Below are 255 nucleotides of genomic sequence, written 5' to 3' on the forward strand. Positions count from 1 at the left end.
GCCGACGAAGCCGATCATTTCAGGCGTCATGGGACACTCCCTGAATCAGGCCCTGCAGGCCGTGGATGGCGCTGCGCAAGGCAAAAAGAATAAACAGCGCCACCGCCACGTAATAGAGCGGGGCCTTGGGCAGGGCGAGGTCCTGGGTGACCTCACCGAACTCGGCCGCCGAATGGGCCTCGTCGACGATGCCCAGCGCAATCACCACGCCCGTCGCGGCGAAGATCAGCAGGTAGACCCCAGCGACACGCGCCT

Annotated in this window: 1 pseudogene; it reads right to left on the reverse strand. The window is 64.7% G+C overall.

The features are described 5' to 3' along the window. Positions 1-19 precede the first annotated feature (19 nt). Positions 20-255, reverse strand: a pseudogene (locus C3Z11_RS00030) (TRAP transporter small permease); the annotation flags it as partial.

This window comes from Phytohalomonas tamaricis (assembly GCF_003012345.1).
Taxonomy (GTDB): Bacteria; Pseudomonadota; Gammaproteobacteria; order Pseudomonadales; family Halomonadaceae; genus Phytohalomonas; species Phytohalomonas tamaricis.